The organism is Shewanella sp. NKUCC01_JLK (genome assembly GCF_019345615.1).
GTDB classification, from domain to species: domain Bacteria; phylum Pseudomonadota; class Gammaproteobacteria; order Enterobacterales; family Shewanellaceae; genus Shewanella; species Shewanella oncorhynchi.
In genome coordinates this window covers 60,470-77,135 of the sequence record NZ_JAHKRD010000006.1, presented here as the reverse complement: position 1 = coordinate 77,135, position 16,666 = coordinate 60,470, and the positions used below count along the sequence as shown (strand labels likewise).

The 16,666-nt window shown below is 44.3% G+C and carries 16 protein-coding genes; 10 read left to right on the top strand and 6 right to left on the bottom strand.

Annotated elements, in window-relative coordinates; all coding sequences use genetic code 11:
• The first annotated feature begins 194 nt into the window (after nucleotides 1-194).
• Both KO537_RS08130 and KO537_RS08125 read left to right on the top strand, forming a co-directional pair.
• Nucleotides 195-896, top strand: a complete 702-nt coding sequence (locus tag KO537_RS08130; RefSeq protein ID WP_219234265.1) for a YdcF family protein — start codon at nucleotides 195-197, stop codon at nucleotides 894-896.
• A 60-nt stretch (nucleotides 897-956) separates the two neighbouring features.
• Nucleotides 957-1,640, top strand: a complete 684-nt coding sequence (locus KO537_RS08125; RefSeq protein WP_131523788.1) for a DUF2982 domain-containing protein — start codon at nucleotides 957-959, stop codon at nucleotides 1,638-1,640.
• Between the two features lie 106 nt (nucleotides 1,641-1,746).
• On the opposite strand, the gene KO537_RS08120 is transcribed toward KO537_RS08125, so the two are convergent.
• The 6 genes from KO537_RS08120 to galU all read right to left on the bottom strand — a co-directional run bounded on the left by KO537_RS08120 (nucleotide 1,747) and on the right by galU (nucleotide 8,873).
• Nucleotides 1,747-4,044: an OmcA/MtrC family decaheme c-type cytochrome gene (locus tag KO537_RS08120; RefSeq protein ID WP_219234220.1), complete on the bottom strand. Its 2,298-nt coding sequence runs from the start codon at nucleotides 4,042-4,044 to the stop codon at nucleotides 1,747-1,749.
• Nucleotides 4,045-4,521: 477 nt separating this feature from the next.
• Entirely contained in the window at nucleotides 4,522-5,496 is a 975-nt protein-coding gene (locus KO537_RS08115) for a LysR family transcriptional regulator (protein WP_113938944.1), read from the bottom strand.
• Nucleotides 5,497-5,814: 318 nt separating this feature from the next.
• A complete protein-coding gene (locus KO537_RS08110) occupies nucleotides 5,815-6,264 on the bottom strand; it encodes a polymer-forming cytoskeletal protein (RefSeq protein WP_219234219.1) in 450 nt (149 codons plus the stop codon).
• A gap of 112 nt (nucleotides 6,265-6,376) precedes the next feature.
• The gene (gene napF, locus KO537_RS08105) at nucleotides 6,377-6,859 is read right to left on the bottom strand and encodes a ferredoxin-type protein NapF (RefSeq protein ID WP_219234218.1); all 483 of its coding nucleotides are present in this window, start codon (nucleotides 6,857-6,859) and stop codon (nucleotides 6,377-6,379) included.
• Nucleotides 6,860-6,951: 92 nt separating this feature from the next.
• A complete protein-coding gene (galE, locus tag KO537_RS08100) occupies nucleotides 6,952-7,965 on the bottom strand; it encodes a UDP-glucose 4-epimerase GalE (RefSeq protein WP_219234217.1) in 1,014 nt (337 codons plus the stop codon).
• Nucleotides 7,965-8,873, bottom strand: a complete 909-nt coding sequence (gene galU / locus KO537_RS08095) for a UTP--glucose-1-phosphate uridylyltransferase GalU (RefSeq protein WP_028760578.1) — start codon at nucleotides 8,871-8,873, stop codon at nucleotides 7,965-7,967. The genes galE and galU overlap by 1 nt, the downstream gene beginning before the upstream one ends.
• 321 nt (nucleotides 8,874-9,194) lie before the next feature.
• Between galU and phhA the strand changes: the two genes are divergently transcribed.
• From phhA to ompW, 8 genes are all read left to right on the top strand, one after another.
• Complete coding sequence (gene phhA, locus KO537_RS08090) at nucleotides 9,195-9,995, top strand: phenylalanine 4-monooxygenase (protein WP_219234216.1); 801 nt, start codon at nucleotides 9,195-9,197, stop codon at nucleotides 9,993-9,995.
• A 131-nt stretch (nucleotides 9,996-10,126) separates the two neighbouring features.
• Nucleotides 10,127-10,465 (top strand): 4a-hydroxytetrahydrobiopterin dehydratase, encoded by a 339-nt coding sequence (locus tag KO537_RS08085; protein ID WP_219234215.1) that lies wholly within the window; start codon nucleotides 10,127-10,129, stop codon nucleotides 10,463-10,465.
• 268 nt (nucleotides 10,466-10,733) lie between these two features.
• Nucleotides 10,734-12,272, top strand: coding sequence for a transcriptional regulator TyrR (gene tyrR / locus KO537_RS08080; protein ID WP_113938940.1), 1,539 nt, complete (start codon nucleotides 10,734-10,736; stop codon nucleotides 12,270-12,272).
• A gap of 384 nt (nucleotides 12,273-12,656) precedes the next feature.
• The gene (locus KO537_RS08075; protein WP_173245796.1) at nucleotides 12,657-13,643 is read left to right on the top strand and encodes a fumarylacetoacetate hydrolase family protein; all 987 of its coding nucleotides are present in this window, start codon (nucleotides 12,657-12,659) and stop codon (nucleotides 13,641-13,643) included.
• Nucleotides 13,644-13,730: 87 nt separating this feature from the next.
• Nucleotides 13,731-14,381, top strand: a complete 651-nt coding sequence (gene maiA / locus KO537_RS08070; RefSeq protein WP_219234214.1) for a maleylacetoacetate isomerase — start codon at nucleotides 13,731-13,733, stop codon at nucleotides 14,379-14,381.
• 86 nt (nucleotides 14,382-14,467) lie between these two features.
• On the top strand, nucleotides 14,468-14,758 hold the full coding sequence (locus tag KO537_RS08065; RefSeq protein WP_028760572.1) for a hypothetical protein: 291 nt from the start codon (nucleotides 14,468-14,470) through the stop codon (nucleotides 14,756-14,758).
• Between the two features lie 52 nt (nucleotides 14,759-14,810).
• Nucleotides 14,811-15,491 carry a nucleotidyltransferase family protein gene (locus tag KO537_RS08060; RefSeq protein ID WP_251071063.1) on the top strand — a complete coding sequence of 227 codons (681 nt, stop codon included), beginning with the start codon at nucleotides 14,811-14,813 and terminating at the stop codon, nucleotides 15,489-15,491.
• A 476-nt stretch (nucleotides 15,492-15,967) separates the two neighbouring features.
• A complete protein-coding gene (gene ompW, locus KO537_RS08055; RefSeq protein WP_173497113.1) occupies nucleotides 15,968-16,615 on the top strand; it encodes an outer membrane protein OmpW in 648 nt (215 codons plus the stop codon).
• The last annotated feature ends 51 nt before the right edge of the window (nucleotides 16,616-16,666 follow it).

Below are 16,666 nucleotides of genomic sequence, written 5' to 3'. Positions count from 1 at the left end.
ACCAGTGAACTCATTACGCTATGAAATCAACGTCTAGTGATATCAGAGTCTTGTAAATAATAGCCCAGTAAAACGCTGGGCTAGCTTTATGTGCGATGTATTCCCCCCGTATTTTGATGCTATGATTGCGCTCCTTTGGATTGCTTGGCATGGACATCATGTTTTGGGTTAAGAAAGTTGTTTCACAGGGGATGATGCCGATCCCCTTTATCCTATTGTTATTACTGATTTCTTTTCTAGTATGGCGCCGTCGCAGTATGGCGAAATACTTAGTATCCTGCGCTTTTTTTCTCTTACTGTTTTTAAGCAGTCAACTGAGTGTGAATACCTTAGTGCGGCCGTTAGAATCAGCTTACCCGATTAATTCCACGCCCATCGCAGGCGCTTGTTTTGTGATGGTATTAGGTTCAGGGCATGCTGATATAGTAGGAGCGACTGCGGTGCAATCCTTATCAGACGTCGCCCTTACAAGGTTAACTGAAGGCATTCGGCAACTTAAGTTGGGTCAAGAGTGTATGTTGATCGTCAGCGGCTGGGGTGGTGAACTCACTCAATTTTCCCATGCTGAAATGATGGCTAAAGCCGCGGTAGAGTTAGGTGTAGATAAAAGCCGAATTATTCAATTTCCACTGGCGCGCGATACGATAGAAGAAGCGCAATACTTAAAGTGGGAGTTAGGGGAGGAGCCCTTTCGCTTAGTCACATCGGCCACTCATATGCCAAGGGCGATGGCTATTTTCGCCACTAAAGGCTTACACCCCGATGCTGCCCCAACGGATTTTATTGGCCGAGATGATTTTTGGTGGCGGTTAACCGCCGATAATTTAGTGGCTTCTCAACGGGCGATTCACGAATACATTGGCCGTTTGTGGTTATGGATAAAGGCCGTAAGTTAATAAGGGTGTGGTTTGCCAAGTTCAGTCTAAAGATAGTGAGTTTTAACAGGAATATGAACAATGACAATTGAGTCAGAAATAGTATCTGTGCGTCCTTTATCGAAACGAAATGGGTTAACCTTAACTTGGCTGGGAGGCTTAAGTCTGGTGCTAGGTTTGGGACTGTTTCTGACGTGGCCGGCCTTGTTTGCTGTCGGTTTGATGTTTTTTAGTTTAGGCGCTATTTCATTAATTCTCGGTTTAGCTAAGGTATATGAGCCGGAAACGACTCTAGCACTAGATGACAAGGGGCTGACCTATTTTCATCGCCGCGGCAAAGTGTCTATCGATTGGGATAATATTCAGCGGGTCGATATTCCGCGGGTGACTAATGGTTTAGATACTATAGAGTTATCTTATTTAGGCATTAAACTGAAACATTTAAATCCCATTCTCGATAATATTTCCCTGCGTCTAGCAACAGGATTATTAACTGAACAGCGACCTTTGCTGGTGACAGCCGCCTCTCAAGATGCAGACTTAGCGACTTTAGAAACTTATCTCGGCGCTGAGTTTGGCCCTTTAGTGATAGAAGGGGATCGTTATCGTGGCGTATTGGCTATGTTTGGGCATCGCTGCGTGATGTTAGATACGCGTTTAGGGTATCACTTGTATATTCCCCATGACAGTTTAGATAGGGAACCTAAGGACTTTATTAAGTTACTTAGACAACGTATTGCACAATGTAGCCGCTCAGCTGGTTAAATCTACAATCTCAATTGAAGATCATCAGCAATAAAAAAGGGGACCCTAGGGTCCCCAATGAGTTGCAGAGATAAAGTTTGGGTTGTGCAGGGGCAACCCAAAGGTACTAGTGTGCTACCTCTGCGTGTACCTTATCTACACCGTAGGTTTTACCTTCAGCATGACAAGTTGCGCAAGATTCTACTGGTAAGTTAGGATCTGTCATTGCGTCAGCTTCAACCACAGCACCGTTACTTCTAAAGTGAGCGACAGCCGCTGCATCAGAGTGAGCGTGACAGCTACGGCATGATTCAGCTACTGGACTAATGTAGTTGCTACCCACTTTGATTGAACGTTTCTCAGAGGCTAAACCACCGTCAGTCGCAAACAGTTTTGCATCATCTTTGTGACATGCAGAACATGCAGTTTCTGGTGATGGATAACCGACTAATTCACCATTGGCATCGCGGAAGATCCCTGCGATAACATCAAAGTTACCACTGTGGAAGCGGTGGGCGACGGTGAATAGGTCTTTGTTATTGAAAGTGACTTCTGGATTAATGACTTTGCTACCGTCTTCACCTTTAGAAACCACTGTTTTATGGCCTGATGCACCTGTTGTATCGTTGTGACAGTTCATACATTGATCAAAAGTGTAAGTTCCGTGTCTGGTGCCCTTGATATAATCTAAGGTGCCGTGACAGGCGTTACATTTTGCTTCTTCTACGGTAATTCGAGCAGGATCTGTCATTCGAGCTTTAACTACTGCAGAAGCATCTAAGCTATAGAATTTAACAGGAGCAGTGTTACCAATTGGATTTGTTGGGCCAAATTCAAGTCCTGTGGCATTACAGCTACTCACTTTACCTGCTTTGATACAGACGTTGGCTTCTGAACTGACGTAGATAGTACCTACAGCTTGGGCATCGGGAATATCTTTTACGAAGGTTAATACACCATCGGCCAGCGTACCATTTTCAAGCTTAAGAGCGATTGCTGTTGGTTTGACATCTCTCCAAGCATAAACAGTACCATCAGTGGTTACGTTACCCAGTAATAAGCCGTTAGCCACAAACATACCTGTAGGGTTAGTTGTCGCGTTATACACTTTTAAATCGGTTCCGTTAGGAATTGCAGCGCTATTCATGGTCACATTGGCTTTTAATGTCAATGTTTTCATTCCAGGTGTTGCTGAAGTCGCTACTGCTGCACTGGTAAAGTCAACTTTGAATAGGCTTGCATACTCAGCGCGTTTACCGACACTGTGCACAGCTTCAGGTGTTAAGCTACCGCTGCCATGGCAAGATTTACATTGAGTATCATCAGCTTGAGCTAAACCAAATTCTGAATGGTTTTCGCCAGTGGTGAAGTTCACATTGATATGACAACCCACACAAGCTTGTGCATAAATATTGGTGTTATAACTTGGTGCACCATCATGACAAGATTTACATTCTTTCAAATCAGATGGGAAACCAACTTCACCGAAATATTCTTTTGCTTCGCCACTTAAGCTGTCACTGATGTGATGACCTGCGTGGATCCTATGGATCATGGGAGCAAAATCAAATACCCAACCTTCGGCCAGTTGTGCGTCACTTGGAACGAGATCAGGGTTATGGCAAGTTACACAGTTTTTAACATCTTGGTAGTTATGGTGGGCTTCAATCTTCGCGATATGGCCGTCTACTTCACCGTGACAGTTTTTACATGCCGCACTAGATACTGTGTCTTTACCCGATACACCTAATTCATCTGTTGCAGGGATAAAATCAACGGGTACAGACAAAATCTTGTCAGATAGGACGACACCTGTACTATCGGCGATGTTGTAAGCACGTAAAAAGACTCTGTGTACTGCGTTTGGATTATCATTTGGATTAATAATTGGCGCTGCGCCACCATAAGTCCAAGTTGCTGTGTAAGTGCCTGGCGTCGCTGTATCTTCGGTTAAAGTACAAGCGTTTTTAGTTCCGTTCAGGCCGTTTAGAGTACAAGTTAACGAAGTGCCAGCGGCATTTGCCGTGGCATTATTTTGCCACTCAATCGGCGCGCCAGTACCTGAGGTGTTTTCATTTGCTGTTAAAGAATAAATTGCAATTTTATCCAGTCCTTTGAAAGGGACTACTTTGCCTGCATTTTTACCCGTAACAGTAAATTTAACACTGAAGCCTTCACTGCTAGTCACTTTAATGTCAGCAGGACTTAATGTGAATGCCAGATCTGTAATGGATTGGGCTGTCGTTGCGAAGGAACCCGCAGGGGCTCCGGGTGTACCTGGTGTTCCGGGAGTGCCTGGTGTTCCGGGTGTACCTGGTGTGCCAGGTGCACCATCTTGACCATCGCTTCCGTCCCCGCAGGCGGTAAGACTTAAGGTACTGACGAGAGCCAGTGCCAGTAGAGATTTATTGTAGTTTTTCATCATCGCGTCCCTTTTTCTATCTATAAGACTGCGTGTGCAGTGCCTCTAATATAGGAGGATTCATCTACTTATAAAGTGGTATTTGCAAATTTGTATCTGATATGTGAACGATGATTTAACACCCGTGAATGGTAATTCTAAACTTTGCATTTTGATATTTTAAATAGTGAAATTAAGCTGCTAGCCTATGATGTGCATCACAATTTTAATCTTTAAACTTAGGCCGAAATGATGAATTCATTTTCGGTTAAGCAAAATGAACGATGTTAAGAGAGCCTAAATCTTAAGTCGTTATCTTAAGGTTTTGAGCATAAAAGCAATGGGATAAGAGGGCGAGGATGGGGGGAAGATATGGCATTTTAAAGTGATTTAATTGTGCCTTGGATAAATAGAAGCCATAGCCCAGTAAACCCACTTAACCCATTTAACATCCATGACGTAAGCTAGGTTGATGAACTTAGTGTGTAATCTATTTTTGTATTAGTGTGCTGGTTCGAGTGCGGCAAGTAAGGAGCGCACGACGAGATCACACTGGCTTTGGCTGTAACGCCGATGAACTGCAGGTTTCTCAATCAGATAATAATGTGGCGCCATCATCGTTTCGTGGAGTCTATTAAGCTCTGTGTCGCTAAGGCGCTCGAGATGTAATCCGGGCATATGTTTAACTGTGTGCATATCAATGCTGGAACAAAAAGCCACACTCTTCATGGTTAATAGATGGGCATACCATTCCTCCCTGTCTATCACTTTCTCTACGGTAGGCAGTAAGATACCTTGGCGTTGGCAAAATAATTCTAAGGGATCGATTTTACTGTTAAAGCCCTTGAGTTCTTGAAATAGAAACGGATGGCGACAAATTTGCTCTAAGGTAATATTTGTCTCAACGTCCCAAAGCGGATGTTGCTTGGCTGCAACGATATAAATGCCATTGATTGAGCCAAGTTTGGTGTAACTTAATTCTTTATTTTCAGCACTTTCAAACGTAATCCCAAAATCAAGCGCACCTGCGTGGATCAACTCAGCGCTATTTTCCTGCCATTTATGTAAGCGTATTTGTCCTAGCTTTTGGGCAAGTTCAGGAGTGCTTAACTGAGGCGCTAAAAAGCTTAGCAGGCCATTACAAGCAGCGATATGCAGCGGTAAGTCGGTATTGATGGCCGCATTTTGTATCTGGATTGCAGATTGTTCGAGGTGATAAACCGATTCAGTAAACTGGCAAATAGCAACGTAGAGACTTTCTGCTAAGGGCGTCGGTTTAAGCCCCTGTTGACGACGATAAAATAGTTCATCGTTAAAGGTTAGGCGTAATGCATTGAGGCAGCGGCTTATTTTGGGGGCAGAAACATCTAGCGCTTTGGCCGCGCTATTTGCGTGCCCAGTGTCGAAAATACTTTTAAATACAAGCAAGGTAAAAACATCGAGTTCACAGATCTGTTTTAGTAATAAGTTGCTCATTTTGTATTTTGCCCTGTATGAGTCTTAAATGTTTTTGCGGCGCTATTAGGGGAGTTCTGTGTCCTTGGGATTACCCAAACCACCGCGATCAAATATCATGGGTACTAACTACTAAGATTAACATTCAGCATGCGGATTAACTGTGATCCCTCTCGGCAAATAACAATTATTTAACCATTGTAAAGAGGAGCGTTGGGGGGGAGTTAGGTGAGTAGGCGCTATGTTTAACATCGAGCGATAAGGAATGATTGAGCTAAAAGAGTGAGTCAAAGTCTGCTCACCTAAGGCGGCGAGCAAACGATAGTGATGCATTTCGGATTAACGAGATTCTATGACGTCGTTTTGCACGGACGGTAAGTTGAGTGAATCTGCTGTTGGTGTATGGCCTATTGCATGGGAATAAATGGTTGGTGCATCTTCTTTAATCCGCATCCCGATAAATTGGCCACCCTCAAGGATTTGCATTGAGGTACTTGCCACTTCGCCGTCGACAACACCATTACGTTGGATCACTAAACGCTCACAAATGAGTCTGCCTTTGAAGTGTCCATCGACGATAAATTCATGGCATTTTACTTCACCTTGAATTACACCGCCTTGTTCTATGGTGATATTGGCCTCAGAAAGCAGCTGACCTTGGATATCACCGCCAACAAGCACGTCGCCTGTTAATTCGATATTTCCCGTGAGTTTAGTGCCTCGAGCAATAAAGCTAAAAGAGGTACTTTTTTTAGGCGGGAAAAACAGTTTTTTTACAAACATCATCATAAATTAACTTAATTCGAGAAGGGATTAACTGAGTTCAACAGAGGCGCGATACTAGCTTAAAATCCATGAGAAGCACAGCTCTGCATGTGTTAATGCAATTACAGTATTTCTATCAAGTTGGTCGTTTTATCTCAATGGCTTTACTAGGGCAAGGAGCTACGCAGGCACCGCATCCAGTACAAAGACCAAGGTCTATTTTGGGGCTCGGAGCCTGACCAATACTGAGCACAAAACTGATGGCTCTTGGTTCGCAGGCATCCTTACAACTTTGGCACCAGATCCCTTGAAAGGTTAAGCAGCTTTCTTGAATATGGGCTTGGTATTGCCAAGGTGCTTGAGTCAAATCGAAAATATTTTCAGGGCAAGCCTTAGCACACAGGGTACAAAATGTGCACTCATTGTCCTTAAAGGAGACTTCAGGAAATCCGCCATCACCTTTGATGATAATGTGAGTTTCACAAACCTCAAGACAGGCGGAACAACGGGTACACACATCGGTGAACTCGATATCATCACGTACCCAAGGCGGCCTTATCGCATTATCTTTACGCCGGCGAAAGAGGCTGCGACGGCTGTGATTAATACTTTGAGTCATGTTGCTCCTCGGGTGGTTAATGATGTAAAGCGACGGTATTTAGAGGGATAAAGAAAAATGGCTTGGGAGATTTCCACAAGCCATTCAAGTTATTAGCCGTTATAACCATTGGGATTGGTTGATTGCCAATGCCAGCTACTGTTGGCCATATCTTCTAGGGTATGAGTCGCTTGCCAGCCAAGATCTTCCCTTGCGTGGGTTGGATCGGCGTAGCAGGCGGCAATATCCCCTGGGCGACGTGGCGCAATTTGGTAGGCAATGGTGTTACCACAAGCTTTTTCAAAGGCCTTAACCATGTCTAATACACTATATCCTTGGCCTGTGCCTAAGTTATAGGTCACTAGACCAGGTTTAGTGGCCAATTTTGCAAGCGCTTTTAAATGGCCATTGGCTAAATCCACGACATGGATATAGTCACGCACGCCGGTACCGTCGTGAGTCGGATAATCATTACCAAACACGCTTAAGGCGGTGCGTTTACCCACGGCAACCTGCGCAATAAAGGGCATCAAGTTGTTAGGGATATCGTTAGGATCTTCGCCGATTAAACCACTGGCATGGGCGCCAACCGGATTAAAATAGCGCAGACGGGCGATATTCCAGCTCGGATCGGCATTGTGTACATCTGCCAGTATATGTTCAACCATCAACTTAGACTGACCATAAGGGTTTGTTGCCCCTGTGGGAAAGTCTTCGGTGATCGGTAAACTTGCGGGATCGCCATACACTGTTGCCGATGAGCTGAACACGAGATTTTTTACCTTAAATTCTGCCATGACTTGGCAAAGGATAAGCGTACCCGTAACGTTATTCTCATAATACTTCAGGGGTTTTTCGACGGATTCTCCCACCGCTTTTAATCCTGCAAAGTGGATAACTGAATTAATAGCATGATCGTTAAACACTTTCTGCAATAACGCTTTATTGAGAATATCGCCTTGATAGAAAGTAACCGATTTACCAGTGATCCGCTCGACTCGGTTTAAGGCTTCTATGCTTGAATTAGACAAGTTGTCCAATACAATCAAATCATTACCAGCATTGAGCAGTTCTACTACTGTGTGGGTGCCAATATAGCCAGCACCACCGGTCACTAAAATCGTCATTACTTAATTCCTTTTACAACGGTTTTTAAATAGTGCGCAAAATCTTCACCGATTTCGCTGTGGCGCAGGGCATATTCAACGTTAGCACGCATATAACCTTGCTTGTTACCACAGTCATGGCTCTTACCTTCCATGTAGTAAGCATTTACGGTTTCTTGCTTCATTAACATCGCAATCGCATCCGTTAATTGAATTTCATCGCCTGCGCCCGCAGGGGTTTTAGCCAGTAGCGGCCAAATGCTGGCTGGTAACACATAACGGCCTACAACGGCTAAGTTAGATGGCGCTTCATCCACGGCTGGCTTCTCAACCAGTTCGACTAATGGCTCAGATTCACCCGGTTGTAAATCATGACCATTCACATCGGCAATACCGTATTGGTTGACGACGTTATGTGGCACGCCTTCCACCATGATTTGACCGACTTGGGTTTCATCAAACAGGGCAACCATAGCGGCTAAGTTATCGCTACGAAGGTCACAGCTGGCTTCATCTATGATCACATCCGGTAGCAATACGGCAAATGGTGCATCGCCGACGACAGATTTAGCACACAAAATCGCATGACCTAAGCCTTTAGCTTGAGATTGGCGCACGCTGATCACTGTTACATCTTTAGGACAAATAGATTGTACGGCTTCAAGTAATTGACGTTTAACGCGGCGTTCTAATTGGGCCTCTAATTCGAAACTGGTATCGAAATGGTTTTCGATAGAGTTTTTACTGGCGTGGGTCACGAGTACAATTTCTTTGATCCCAGCCGCGATAGCTTCACTGACTACGTATTGAATCAATGGCTTATCGACAACAGGTAACATTTCCTTTGGAATTGCTTTGGTCGCTGGAAGCATACGAGTGCCTAGGCCTGCGACAGGAATAACGGCTTTACGAATTTGATGTTGTTTCATTGCGAACCTTTTAGGTCAAGGAGATGCGGTTAATGGCCAATATTGTAAATGACCTGCACAGAAAAGCTATTTAGAAACGCTGAAAACTTAGGATATTTAAGTATTTTTACAGCGAAGTCGACGTAAGTTTTAGCAAAGGTAGCACAGTGCATCTAATCCAGCATGGGTGATGTGCACTTGCATGGCGTTTTTAATACCCTTGTAATATTTGCTTTACGTTTACGTCACAGTAGTGGTGCAAGAATAAAGTGTGAGGGAGTTAACAAATTTAAAGGCTTAGATCACTATGGTTCCATGAGCGCTAGCCACTAAGTGAAGACTATGACGAAAGGAACAGAGTACATCGCTCACAGAGCTGATGACACAGGGTTTATTAACTACCCGCAAGAAGAACATGAGATTTGGAGCCAGCTTTATGCCCGTCAAGCGATAAACCTGCCTGGCCGTGCCTGTAAGGAGTATTTGCAAGGGCTAGATGCCTTGGCTATGCCAAAGGATCGTATTCCGCAACTTACTGAAATTGATACTGTATTGCAAGCGACCACCGGCTGGAAAACGGCAGCCGTACCTGCGCTTATTTCCTTCGGCCGTTTCTTTGAACTGCTGGCCAATAAAGAGTTTCCTGTGGCGACATTCATTCGCCGTAAGGAAGAGTTTGATTACCTGCAAGAGCCTGATATTTTTCATGAAATTTTTGGTCACTGCCCTTTGCTCACCAACCCTTCATTTGCCAATTTTTCACATATTTATGGCCAATTAGGTTTAAATGCCAGCAAAGAAGAAAGGGTGTTTTTAGCGCGTTTATACTGGTTTACGGTTGAGTTTGGCTTGCTACAGCCTAAAGATGGCCCCTTGTGTATCTATGGTGGCGGTATTTTAAGCTCACCTGGTGAAACTTTATATGCAATGGAAAGTGACGTGCCAGAACGTCAGCCCTTTGATTTATTGAATGTGCTACGAACCCCATATCGCATCGACATTATGCAGCCGATTTATTATGTGATTGAGCACATTGATATGCTTGATGAAATTGCCCAAATGGACATCATGAGTTATGTCACTAAGGCACGTCAGTTAGGTTTATTTGCTCCTAAATATCCTCCCAAAGCCAAGGCGAGCTAGTCTCGATTCGATGGATAGTTTGATGTGTCATTTGAGTCGCCATCTAATTTAGTCATGTGATTTAAGTAATTAATAAGTAATGAGTAAAGTGCAACTGAATATCCCTATCAATGTTGCCAACAGGAGTATGTATGACTGCGTTATCGAATATGAAATGTGAAGCGTGCCAAGCCGATGCACCAAAAGTGACCGATGAAGAGTTGGCAGAACTTATTCGTATGATCCCTGACTGGGGCGTGCAAGTGCGTGACGGCGTAATGCAACTTGAGCGCGTCTACAAGTTTAAAAACTTTAAACTGGCGATGGTATTCACGAATAAGCTGGCGGATTTAGCGGAAGAAGAATTCCACCATCCAGACATTTTCACTGAATGGGGCAAAGTGACTGTCACTTGGTGGTCGCACTCCATTAAGGGGCTACATAAGAATGACTTCATCATGGCCGCCAAGACAGACCAGTTACTAGGTTAATTATTTAATCAATTTAATCAGCATCTTAATGTGTTTTATGATGCTGATTTTTTCTTCCTGTTACAATTCAACTGTAAACTAGGCTTGCCACTTTCAGTTTAACCTTCTAACGTATACGGGCTCTGCTATTTCCCCTCATCGCTGACGTTTTCGTCAAAGGTAACGATTTGCCTAGCAAGCGTTATTTTTGTTGTAAAGCCTAAGGCGAAAAATAGCTCTGCACGGTTTATCCCCAAAATTCAAATCAAAAAAGGGAATATCAGTCATTATGCGCTTGGAAGTCAGCTGTCAGGATCGTGTTGGTTTAGCCAAAGATATCTTAGTCGTGTTAGAGCGTTATGGTATTAATTTAATTGCCATTGATGCCAGTAACCAAGGATTCCTGTACTTACAATTTGCCGAAATCAGTTTTGAAACCTTGAGTGCCTTGATGCCGCAGATCCGCAAAGTGGAAAGTGTCCACGATGTGCGTACGGTGTCATTTATGCCCTCAGAGCAAGAACATTACGCCCTTAAAACCCTGCTCAAAACCTTACCCGACTCCGTTTTTTCTATCGATGCCAAGGCACGTATCCGTATCGTTAATGAGTCCGCCTTGCTCAATATCGGCATGGGTGAGCACGAAGTGCTTGAAGAGTCGCTTAATCATTGGGTGCAAGGTTTTAACTTCAGCCGTTGGTTGAGTGAAGCACAAGTATTGCCACAAGCGGCGCGAGTACAAATCGGTCCAAACGAATATTTAGCGGAAATGCTGCCGATTTACCTACCCGATGAGGATGAAAAGACCATCTTGGTTGGTGCTGTGGTGTCGCTGAAATCCCCTGCGCGCGTTGGAAAACAGTTTAACGCGCTGCAGAACCAAACCACTGGCTTTGAAAATGTATTAGCCAGCAGTGACAAGATGAAGGAAGTGCTTAAGCAAGCGCGGCGTATGGCCCAGCTCGATGCACCTTTGTTGATCACGGGTGAAACGGGTACTGGCAAAGAATTAATGGCCAGAGCTAGCCATGATGCGGGGATGCGCCGTGAAAAACCTTTTATCGCCATCAACTGCGCCGCTCTGCCCGACAGCGCTGCCGAAGAAGAATTATTCGGTTACGTCAGTCAGGGTAAAGTCGTCAAACGAGGCTTTTTTGAAGAAGCTAAGGGGGGCACAGTATTTCTCGATGAAGTGGCGGAAATGTCTAGGGCGGCTCAAGTTAAGCTGCTACGGCTATTGCAAGATGGCACTTTTAGACGCATAGGGGGCGATGAAGAAGTGCGTGCTGATGTGCGAATTATCTGCTCGACCCAGAAAAATTTAGCTGAACTATGCCAAACCGGTGAGTTTAGGGAAGATTTGTACTATCGCATCCATGTGTTGAGTTATCACATCCCGTCTTTACGCGAGCGTAAAGTCGATATCATTCCACTGACGGAAATGTTCCTCGAACATTACAGTCAACAGCTGTCTAGCCCTGTTCGGCGGATTTCGGCCCAGTGCCGCGATCATTTGCTCACCTACGCTTGGCCAGGTAACGTACGCCAATTAAAGAACGCGGTATTTAGAGCCGTGTCTATGTGGGATGGCTCGGCCGAGTTGACGGTAGAACAGCTGAAATTGCCGTCATACGCCGAAGGTTTTGGTTACTTTGATAATGAGTTTGAAGGCAATCTCGACGATGCAATGAAGCAGTTTGAAGCGAGTCTGTTGCGTCGATTATATCCGGCCTATCCGAGCACTCGCCAGTTGGCGAAAAAGCTAGGTGTATCACACACAGCTATTGCTAATAAACTGCGTGAATACAAGATAGCCAAGCGCCGTTAGTCAGAGTCTCGTTGGGTTGACACAGTCAATGTAACAGTATCGTTCCACTTAGTTGCCGACTTTTCAGGCATATTGCTTACCGAGATATTGATAAGCGGTAACTAGGTTATAAACGTAATGATTAGTTTACAAAATGTGAAATAATTGACCTAAATGTGATTTTGGTCACGCTATAGGAATCTTGAGCTGCATCGGGTATTTCTACGCGCAACAAATACGTTAAAGCAAGTAACAGAGCATGCCTCGTTGGCGCGGACTGCGTAAAGTGTATGCCCTTAATGAGTCAAAAAGTCCGATTTAAATCGCCGAATATAAGCTGGGTGACGTCACGCGTTTTCCAGCACAATAAAATTGTACACCTAGCCGAAGAGCACTGGAGCCAATATGAAACTTGCAAGTTATAACAATGGTCGTCGTGATGGTCAGTTGATGTTAGTCAGCCGCGATCTCACTAAAACGGTTGCCGTTCCTGCCATTGCCCACACTATGCAGCAATTACTCGATGGTTGGGATTTACTGAGACCGCAATTGCAAGAATTGTACGATGCGTTAAATGAAGGCATGTTAGATAACGCGCAAGCGTTCGACGAAGTTAAGTGTTTGTCGCCATTACCGCGTGCTTACCAATGGGCCGATGGTAGCGCTTATGTGAATCACGTTGAGTTAGTCCGTAAAGCCCGTGGCGCTGAAATGCCAGAAACCTTTTGGACAGATCCGTTGTTTTATCAAGGTGGCTCAGACAGCTTTATTGCCCCTAAAGCGGATATCCCACTGGCGAGTGAAGACTGGGGTATCGATTTCGAATCTGAAATTGCGGTTATTACCGATGATGTGCCTATGGGCGTGAGCACTGACAATGCAGCTAAGCACATTAAATTGTTGATGCTAGTTAACGATGTGTCATTGCGTAACTTGATCCCTGGTGAGTTGGCGAAAGGCTTTGGTTTTTTCCAATCTAAACCATCGAGCAGTTTTTCGCCTGTGGCTGTGACACCGGATGAATTGGGTGTCCGTTGGGAAGATTCGAAAGTGCATTTACCGCTGATCACCTATTTAAATGGTGAATTATTTGGTCGTCCGAATGCAGGCGTTGATATGACCTTTAATTTCAGTCAGTTAGTTTCGCATGTTGCAAAAACCCGTCCATTGGGTGCAGGCGCGATTATTGGCTCTGGTACTATTTCTAACTATGACCGTAGCGCAGGTTCGAGCTGTTTAGCGGAAAAACGTATGTTAGAAGTGATTGCCGAAGGCAAAGCCACTACGCCATTTATGCGTTTTGGTGACACAGTGCGCATCGAAATGCTCGATGATAATGATGTAACCATTTTTGGTTCTATCGATCAAAAAGTGGTTGAATACAAAGCCTAAGGCTTTCCCTTAAAGGGCGACACCGACTTAAACTAACGGGGCTTAATTGCCCCGTTTTTATACTGACTTTTATAAGGACATGAAAATATGAAACTTTACGGTTATTGGCGTTCCAGTGCAGCCTATCGGGTTCGTATTGCCCTTAATCTCAAGGGGATTTCAGCCGAACAGTTTTCAGTGCATCTCGTACGTGATGGCGGCGAGCAACATAAAGCGGCCTACATTGCGCTTAATCCTTTAGAGTTAGTGCCAACCTTAGTGGTGGATGATGAGCTGGATGTGGATGCCTTGTCGCAATCTTTAGCGATTATCGAATATCTTGATGAGATACATCCACAGTCGCCATTATTGCCTGCATCGGCTCTTGAACGTGCCCACGTGCGCGCTATGGCACTTACGGTCGCCTGTGAAATTCACCCATTAAACAACTTGCGGGTATTGCAGTATTTAACGCAAACCTTAGGTGCTGATGACACCGCCAAAAATACTTGGTATCACCATTGGGTCGCAAGTGGTTTTACGGCCTTAGAAACCTTGTTAACACGGCATAGCGGTCGTTATTGCTTTGGGAATGCCGTGACATTAGCCGACTTATGTTTAGTGCCGCAGGTGTATAACGCCCAGCGTTTTAATGTGGATTTAACGCCTTATCCCAATATCATGCGCGTGTGGGCTGAGTGTAATCAGCTTGAAGCCTTTGTCGATGCTGCGCCAGAGCGCCAAGCGGATGCGGTGTAACGAATTGCGCGGATACGGTTTTTACGAATAGAAAGAATGGATGATGAGACTTGCTTTGCGAGTCTAATCTCAGCGATGGAGTTTAAATGCTTTTCAGTAAAAAATGTCCGTATTGCAAAGGTAAACTCGGCGCTAAGGATGTGCCGATTAAGGAAGGACGCTGCTGCCATTGTGATAAGCCGATACTGTACAAACTCAATGTAATAAAATGGATGCTACTGTTCATGCCCATCTTTACTGTTAGCGTTAATCTGCTAGACAAAGATGTCTATGGGTTTTGGATTTGTTTTGCGGTGATGGCACCGATTTATAGTCTCGTTTATTTACTCTGTCATGAGGTCGTAAAGTGCTCAGAAACCGATGGCGAAGTGGAGTAAGCCTAATGTCTTTCCCGTGTTTTTATCTGATATTGAAGCGGGCGATACTGTTATGAGTGGTGCTAGGGGTAATGTCATGAGTGTTGCTACGAATAATGTTATGAATGATGCAATGAGTGAAGCAGCGCTAGAGCATCAATTACTCGAATGGATAGCTCAAGACTGCGAGCGGGTGAGGGCGCTTGAACTCGCGCTTCAATGTGCCAAAGTACACTCAATGCCGCAGTGGTGTCTGGCGGCGGGATTTGTCCGTAATTTAGTCTGGGATCGCTTGCACGAATTTGAGTTGAGTCCACTGAACGATATCGATCTGATCTATTTTTGCCCTTTAGATATTAGCCTTGAGCGGGATCTGGCGATTGAAACCTATCTTCATCAGCTTGCCCCTGAGTTACCTTGGTCGGTTAAGAATCAGGCGCGCATGCATAGTCGCAATCAAGACATGGCTTACACATCTTGTATTGATGCTATGGCTCATTGGCCAGAGTTAGAAACCGCGGTTGGGGTGGGTTTAAAATCTCATGTTGAGACAGATACTCAGGTAGATGCAGAGACTGATCATCATTGCACGCATTACGGTATTGAGCTGGTGGTTCCCTTTGGGCTGAACTCTCTGTTTGCCCTCAAATTGAGCGCCAATCCAAAGCGATCATTACCAGTGTTTCATCACAGAGTCGCGACTAAGGGCTGGCTAACTCGCTATCCTTTGCTTACGTGTTGCTACTCAAGCTAATCTTCTCACTTTCTTATTCGTTCAGTCTAAAACTGACTTAACCGCCTCACACTGTCATTCCATGCAATCTAGTTATCTAACATGATAGGTATCATCCTCAAGCCGTTTTTATTTGTCCATTTTTTGTTTTTATCCTCATTTAACTCGTCTCAATAATTTGAACTTAATGTTCAAATAACCTCTTAGTTAAGTGCTTTTCATTGTTACTAAAATGTTTATGGTGTTATTGATCACTACCTCTTGCGGTAGTCATTAGTGATGGCTAATACAACACTTAGCTCACAGAAAACAAAGGGGTATTATCAATAAATGTTTGAATTTCGTGATTCAGCTCCCATGTGTAGTACCTATAAGTGAGTATTGCTCACTCACTTTGATTTGGATCAATAAATCAGCCGCATATCTCTGGCAGTGTAGGCGTTAATTGTTAAGGATGTAATACAAAACAAAAACCTATGTTGTACATATGGAGTATGATGATGAATAAAAACACTGTTTCTACATTGGTCGCTGCCACCCTTTTAGCCGCTGGTTTTTCTGCCTCTGTATCGGCTCACCAAGCGGGTGACATTATCGTTCGTGCGGGTGCTGTGGTTGTTGCGCCAAATGAATCAAGTGATGATGTTGCGGGTAACGGCGAGTTCCAAATCAGTAATAACACTCAAGTGGGTTTAAACTTTGGCTACATGCTGACAGATAACTTTGGGGTTGAGTTATTAGCTGCCACACCTTTTAGCCACGATGTTTCTTTAAAAGGTGTAGGTAAGATTGCAGAAACTAAACATTTACCACCCACTTTAGTGGCACAGTACTACTTTGGTGATGCGCAATCTAAATTACGTCCATACGTGGGTGTTGGTGTTAACTATACTAATTTCTTCGACAATGAGTTCACCAACGATTTAAATGGTGCGTTAACTGACTTGAGCATGAGCACTTCGTGGGGCTTAGCGGCACAAGCAGGTGTTGATTATCAAGTAAACAAAAACTGGTTAGTGAACGCTTCAGTGTGGTACGCGCAAATTAGCAGTGACGTGAAGTTTAAATTAGCGGGCGACACTGTAGTTATCGACACTGATATCAACCCATGGGTTTATATGGTCAGCGTGGGTTACACTTTCTAATCCACTGATTAGATAAGCGTAAAAAGGAGCCTTAGGCTCCTTTTTCGTTTC